Origin of the sequence: Acinetobacter sp. WU_MDCI_Abxd143, from assembly GCF_025514195.1 — a bacterium.
Taxonomy (GTDB): Bacteria; Pseudomonadota; Gammaproteobacteria; order Pseudomonadales; family Moraxellaceae; genus Acinetobacter; species Acinetobacter pittii_H.
In genome coordinates, this window is sequence record NZ_JAHPTH010000004.1 from 256,405 (window position 1) to 263,293 (window position 6,889).

7 protein-coding genes and 1 tRNA gene are annotated in these 6,889 nt (G+C 42.1%); 3 read left to right on the plus strand and 5 right to left on the minus strand.

Going from position 1 to position 6,889, the window contains the following annotated elements; all coding sequences use genetic code 11:
- Positions 1–2 precede the first annotated feature (2 nt).
- The 3 genes from KTI79_RS11160 to KTI79_RS11170 are packed head-to-tail and all read left to right on the plus strand — an operon-like array spanning position 3 to position 1,218.
- Positions 3–530, plus strand: a complete 528-nt coding sequence (locus tag KTI79_RS11160) for a Na+/H+ antiporter subunit E (RefSeq protein ID WP_032054282.1) — start codon at positions 3–5, stop codon at positions 528–530.
- On the plus strand, positions 527–802 hold the full coding sequence (locus KTI79_RS11165; RefSeq protein WP_016142368.1) for a monovalent cation/H+ antiporter subunit F: 276 nt from the start codon (positions 527–529) through the stop codon (positions 800–802). Before KTI79_RS11160 ends, KTI79_RS11165 begins: the two co-directional genes overlap by 4 nt.
- Before the next feature lie 11 nt (positions 803–813).
- Entirely contained in the window at positions 814–1,218 is a 405-nt protein-coding gene (locus tag KTI79_RS11170; protein ID WP_005065884.1) for a Na+/H+ antiporter subunit G, read from the plus strand.
- A gap of 57 nt (positions 1,219–1,275) precedes the next feature.
- Here the strand turns inward: KTI79_RS11170 and KTI79_RS11175 are convergent, their stop codons facing one another.
- The 5 genes from KTI79_RS11175 to KTI79_RS11195 all read right to left on the minus strand — a co-directional run bounded on the left by KTI79_RS11175 (position 1,276) and on the right by KTI79_RS11195 (position 6,724).
- Positions 1,276–1,677, minus strand: coding sequence for a ribosome-binding factor A (locus tag KTI79_RS11175; protein WP_002114836.1), 402 nt, complete (start codon positions 1,675–1,677; stop codon positions 1,276–1,278).
- Complete coding sequence (gene infB / locus KTI79_RS11180; RefSeq protein WP_002114697.1) at positions 1,677–4,376, minus strand: translation initiation factor IF-2; 2,700 nt, start codon at positions 4,374–4,376, stop codon at positions 1,677–1,679. Before infB ends, KTI79_RS11175 begins: the two co-directional genes overlap by 1 nt.
- 10 nt (positions 4,377–4,386) lie before the next feature.
- Positions 4,387–5,871, minus strand: a complete 1,485-nt coding sequence (gene nusA, locus KTI79_RS11185) for a transcription termination factor NusA (RefSeq protein WP_002115134.1) — start codon at positions 5,869–5,871, stop codon at positions 4,387–4,389.
- 36 nt (positions 5,872–5,907) lie between these two features.
- On the minus strand, positions 5,908–6,432 hold the full coding sequence (gene rimP, locus KTI79_RS11190) for a ribosome maturation factor RimP (protein ID WP_016142372.1): 525 nt from the start codon (positions 6,430–6,432) through the stop codon (positions 5,908–5,910).
- Positions 6,433–6,647: 215 nt separating this feature from the next.
- Positions 6,648–6,724: transfer RNA gene (locus tag KTI79_RS11195), tRNA-Met, on the minus strand.
- Positions 6,725–6,889: the final 165 nt, after the last annotated feature.

A 6,889-nucleotide genomic window follows, 5' to 3' on the forward strand; every position in this document is an offset into this window, starting at 1 on the left:
CAATGCAGTTATCTCATTTGCTTGAACGCTGGTTTCCACATCCATTTGTTTCGGTTCTCATCGTTTTATTTTGGTTGATGCTGGCGCATAGTCTTGATGCGAGTGATCTTTTGACTGCGATGCTTTTGGGCTTAATCATCCCTCGTTTAGTCAAACCGTTTATTACCCGCACACCGCATATTCACTGGAAACCTGCGGTTAAACTATGTTTTGTGGTTCTTTGGGATATTATTATTTCTAACTTTAAGGTCGCAAAACTTGTTTTGGGACCTACTAAAAAATTACATCCTAAATGGTATCGCGTACCTTTAGAGACAGAACATGAGCAGGTCAACACCTTACTGGCAATGATCATTACCACAACACCAGGTACGGTTTCTGCAGGTATCGATCAGGAACGTGGGGATATTCTGGTTCATGCTTTGAGTACAGATAATACCGAATCTGATATTCAAGACATCAAAGAACGTTATGAAATTCCTCTTATGGAAATTTTTGATGTGAAAAGTAAAACGGAGGCAAGTGTATGACAATCCTACCCTATGCTCTAGGTATTAGCTTGATTGCCATTACAATCTCGATGCTACTTTGCCTTTTCAGACTAGTTATGGGGCCTTCAATTGTAGACCGCCTTTTAGCGCTCGATACACTTTTCCTCAATGCAACTTGCCTCATTGTTGTGTTAGGCATTTATTGGATGACGACTTCTCTATTTGAAGGAGCACTACTGGTGGCGATGTTAGGTTTCGTATCTACAGCCGCCTTAGCACGTTACTTCACAACCGGTCATGTTATCGATTAAGGAGAGGTCAAATGCAATTTACAATGGAAATTATTGTTTCGGTCTTTCTGGTTTTTGGTGCTTTCTTCATGTTAGTTGGCTCAATCGGTATGGTCCGTTTACCCGACTTATTCATGCGCTTACATGCGCCAACTAAGTCGAGTACGCTCGGCTTAGGAAGCTTTCTGATCGCTTCAATGATCTTTTTTGCTTTCCAAGGGCGATTCGGTTTTGCTGAGCTACTCATTACCCTTTTAGCTTTCATTACCGCGCCAGTTTCGGCTAATTTGATTGCACAAGCTGCGCTACATTTACGTTTACGCTCACTGAGTGGTGAAGTACCTGAAGCTATTGAACGTCCTCTACCTTGGGATCGTTATAAAATTGGCCAACGCTTTTCACAAAACAAACCGCCAATGGAACCTCCTAAAGAATAAGAAATGGAATCAATAAAAAAGCCACCCGAAGGTGGCTTTTTTATTTTTGAGTTTTAATTACTCTTGGTCATCTGACTTACGTTCTGGCAAATCTTGTACCGCTTTTTCGATTAGACCAAACATATAGTTACCATATGCATTCGTCTTATCGTAATGGAAACGTAAGCGAGGCGTAATACGAGTCTTAATGCGACGACTCAATTCATGACGCAAGAAACCAGAAGCTTTATTTAATACATCTAAAGTTTCTTTATTTGCTGCTTCACTTTGCTCATCGCCGAGTTCACGTCCCATAACAGTAACATAAACTTCAGCATAACCCATATCCGCACTGACTTTCACCGCAGAGATGGTCACTAGACCACCTAAGCGAGGATCTTTAAGCTCTTGACGGATCAGCTCAGACAACTCACGTTGTACTGAATCCGCCATGCGCTTTAAGCGTTGGCTACCCGCCATTAAAGACTCCGTTTAATCAATTGAACATCATACACTTCGATCTTATCTTGTGGTTTGATGTCTTTATAACCTTTCACCGCAAGGCCACATTCCATACCGGCACGAACTTCATCAACAACGTCTTTATAACGACGAAGAGATTCAAGCTCACCTTGGAAAATTACAACATCATCACGTAATACGCGAATCGGTTTATTACGATGTAATGTGCCTTCAAGTACCATACAGCCTGCTGCTGCACCAAACTTACTTGAGTGGAATACTTCACGTACTTCCGCAACACCCAAGATTGTTTCACGATGTTCAGGAGCAAGTTTACCGCTCATGGCATCTTTCACATCATCAATTAATTCATAGATGATGCTGTAGTAACGAATATCAATACCATCTTGGTCACTTCGTTGACGAGCAGTCGTATCGGCACGGACGTTAAAGCCTAACAATACAGCTTCTGAAGATTCAGCAAGAATTACATCAGACTCAGTAATCGCACCAACACCTGAGCTAATTACACGAACTTTTACTTCGTCAGTAGATAATTCATGTAGAGCAGCATTCAATGCTTCTAAAGTACCACGTACGTCTGTTTTCAAAACAACGTTCACTGTAGGAACATCTTTTTTGCCCATTGACGACATGATATTTTCAAGGCGCATAGCACTTTGACGATCAATACGTTTTTGACGCTCACGGTCAGCACGAGCATCGGCAACTTCACGCGCTTTCTTCTCGTCATTTACAACAAGAACTTCATCACCTGCCATCGGAGCATCTGGAAGACCCAGAATTTCTACTGGAATAGATGGACCTGCTGATTTAATCGGCTTACCGTTTTCATCAGACATTGCACGGACACGACCATAAGACGAACCTGCAAGAACAAGGTCACCAATGTTTAATGTACCGTTTTGAACAAGAATAGAAGTTACCGCACCACGGCCTTTATCAACACGTGCTTCAATAACAACACCTTGCGCAGCACCTTCAGCAGATGCTTTTAATTCCATCAATTCTGATTGAATAAGAATTAAATCAAGGAGTTCATCAATACCTTGTCCGCTGTGTGCAGAAACTTTAGCAATCGGAACATCACCACCCCATTCTTCTGGAACGATTTGTTTCGTTGTTAATTCATTTAACACACGGTCTGGATCAGCAGATTCTTTATCCATTTTGTTGATTGCAACAATAATTGGAGTACCTGCTGCACGAGCATGGTCAATTGCTTCTGCAGTTTGTGGCATTACACCGTCATCTGCAGCAACAACTAATACAACGATATCTGTTGCTTTAGCACCACGTGCACGCATTGAAGTAAATGCCGCATGTCCCGGTGTATCAAGGAATGTAATAATTCCTTTGTCTGTTTCAACGTGATATGCACCAATATGCTGGGTAATACCACCTGCTTCACCAGCCGCCACTTTCGAACGACGGATACGGTCAAGTAATGATGTTTTACCATGGTCAACGTGACCCATAATGGTAACAACTGGCGGACGAGTTGTTTGCTCACCACGAGCTTCTTCAGCTGCTTCAAGCAAGTTATCTTCCGCTTGTGTATCAGAAACTAAAACAGGGTTGTGGCCCATTTCTTCTACAACAAGTGCCGCTGTGTCTTGATCAATAGCTTGATCTTGATTAACCAATTCACCCATTTTCATAAGTGTTTTGATAACTTCACGTACTTTAATCGCCATTTTTTGAGCAAGATCGGCAACAACAATGCTTGAACCGATTTCTACATCATAAACTTGCTTTTTAACTGGCTTTTCAAATCCATGCTTATTCGCTTGGCTTGATTTTAAACCACGTTTGTTATGGTTAACAAAGCTTTGCTCTTCTTGACCACGACGACCACCTTTTTTACCAGCACGTGGGTTAGTGGTTGCCCCACCGCGTTTAATTTCACGGTCTTCTTGCTTAAATGAATCTTCATAAGCTTGGCCAACTAGACCTGAAGCAAGTGGAGAATCATCAATTACACGAATTGTCGTAGTAGCATCGTCATTTGAATACTTAGACGCCATTTTGCGCATTTGTTCAAGTGTACGTTGCTGAGCTTCTTCAGCTGCTTTACGACGTGCAGCTTCTTCAGTTGCTTTTAACTGAGCTGACTGCTCTTCACGAGCTCTTTTCTGTTCTGGAGTTTCAGCTGGTTTTGGTGCAGGTTTTACTGTGCCACCACCACGCTTTTTCACTACAACAGCAGCTTTTGGAGCTGTCTGTGCAGCACTATCTTGTTGATGAGCAGCACGCATAGCATCTAAAGTTGCTTTTGCTTTTTGCTCTGTTTGAAGACGCGCTTTTTGCTCGGCAGTTTCACGCGTTTGCTGTTCTACACGTGCTTTCGCTTCTGCTTCTGCACGTGCTTTAGCTTCTGCTGCAATTTGTTCAGGGTTTGGTTTAGCAAAAACCTGTTTTTTACGTACTTCTACGTTAATTGTTTTTGCTTTACCTGAAGTACTTGCAACTTTAGCGGTACTGGTTGTTTTACGTTTCAACGCAATTTTTCCTGTGTTACCACTTTCCTGACCATGAACTTTTTTCAAATGATTGACCAAAGTATCCTGTTGTTCAGTGGTAATAATGTCGTCTGCTGTACGTTGAGGCAAACCTGCTTCACGAGCCTGTTCTAGGAGCTTCTCAACAGGACGTCCTACACTGAGAGCTAACTCTTTAATCGACTTGTCCGTCATATTTCATCTCCTAGTTAAACCATGATTCGCGAGCTTTCATGATCAATTGACCTGCTTTTTCATGACCAAGACCTTCAATATCAGAGATATCGTCAGTAGCCTGATCTGCCAAATCGTCGACAGTAATAATACCGCGAGCGGCAAGCGAGTAAGCGATCTCAGAAGTCATGCCTTCCATAGTGAGAAGGTCTGCGCTCGGTTCTTGAATATTTTCTTGCTGTTTCAAAGCATCAGTAAGGGCTGCTTCTTTTGCACGACTTTGCAATAACTCAACCAATTCAGCATCAAGCTCAATTTCGTCAAAAGTCTCAGCAGGAACATAAGCAATCTCTTCTAAAGAAGTGAAGCCCATTTCCACCAATGCCATTGCTAAATCTTCTTCAATATCGAGACGTGATACAAACATATCAAGATATTGCTGAGCTTCATTTTGCTGACGAGCACGATACTCTTCTTCAAGCATCATGTCGAGTTTGTAGCCAGTTAAATCAGAAGCTAAACGAACGTTTTGACCTTGAGAGCCAATCGCGCGAGCTAATTGATCGCTGGTTGCAAAAATAATGTCAGCACTTCTTGCATCTTCATCAAGCACGATGCCTGAAACATCAGCTGGTTCTAATGCGCTAGCAATGTATTGAGCCGGATCATCAGACCAGACCACTACATCAATACGTTCACCATTTAACTCTTGTTGTACAGCTTGAATACGCGTACCACGCATACCAATACATGCACCTACAGGGTCAATACGGTGATCATTTGTTTTCACTGCAATTTTAGCACGAACGCCCGGTTGACGTGCCGCTGCTTTAATTTCAATGATTTCTTCAGAAATTTCAGGAATTTCTTTTTTCATTAAAGCGATTAACATTTCAGGCTTAGCGCGTGATAACAACAACTGAGCGCCACGACCTTCACGGTTAACATTATATAAAATAGCGTTTACACGTTGTTTTGGACGAAGAATTTCTTTTGGAATCATCTCTTCGCGTGCAAGATAAGCTTCTGCGTTGTCGCCTAAGTCGATAATGAAGCCATCTTTGGTTTGTTTTTTCACTTCGCCGTAAATTAACTCACCAACTTTAGACTCGTATGCATCAGCAACTAAAGCACGCTCAGCTTCACGAATTTTTTGTACGATAACTTGCTTGGCAATTTGTGCAGCGATACGACCAAACTCAATAGATTCTACTTCGAGTTCACGTACGTCACCAATTGACCATTTAGCTGGATCAACGTCAGAAATTGCATCTTGGCAAGCTGGCATTTCATGATCTTCATCTGCAACCACAGTCCATTGACGGAACGTACGGTAATCACCAGTTTTACGATCAATTTCTACACGAAGCTGAGCTTCTTCAGCATGCGTACCTTCGTAAAATCTTTTCTTCGTTGCAGCAACTAGAGCTTGTTCTAAAGCCTCGAAGATCGCTTCACGACTAACACCTTTTTCATTACTAACCGTTTCAACAACGGTAAGAATTTCGCGGCCCATAAGTCACCTACCGATTTCTTATAAAATTTAATAAATTTAATCTTGATAGATCAAGTTTGCTTTATCGATATTGTTGCTGTCGATTACAAGCACATGCTTCCCATCAACTTCAACCTGAATTTCTTCATTTTCAAGGTCTACTGCGATAAGCTTTGCTTGAAATTTACGACGGTTTTCTACTGCTGCAATTAGACGCAAAGCAATTTGTTGTCCGATGTAGCCTTGTAACTGTTCTAGTTGGAAAAATGGACGATCCCAGCCCGGTGAAGAAACTTCTAATGAATACTCACCTGAAATTGGATCATGAACATCCAACATTGCGCCAACTTGTTGTGTTACACGCACACAATCTTGTACACCAATACCACGGCCTTGTTCTACTTCACCATCTTCATTAAGTACTGGCTCAGCATCTTCGCTTACCGCTTTATCGATATAAATACGCAATAATGAACGTTTACCTTGTGGGAGAAACTCGATCCCCCAAAGGTCGACACCACATGCTTCCACTGCAGGAACAATTAAGTCATGCAATGCTTGGGATTTATTTGATAATTTCATTTACTCTCGTCATTCTCGTGCGATTCAATCGGTTGTTTTAACCGACACAGACCTACTATAGTGAAGCATGACTATTTGACCAATTGATGTCGACACTACACGATAGCGATACGATAACCAATAAAAAAGGGCGTTAATCGCCCCTATTTAGCACAGAAAACAATAGTCCACTGTGCAAAAAGGCCCACCTGTCTGTGAGCCTCTTTTAAGAAACTTGGTAGCGGGAGCTGGATTTGAACCAACGACCTTCGGGTTATGAGCCCGACGAGCTACCAGACTGCTCCATCCCGCATCAACGTGCAAAAATTATATACAAATATCGAAAAAAGTCAATGTAAACTTATCCAATATTCGCTTGATTAAGTTGCACCTTAATCAAATTGGTAGCGGGAGCTGGATTTGAACCAACGACCTTCGGGTTATGAGCCCGACGAGCTACCAGACTGCTCCATCCCGC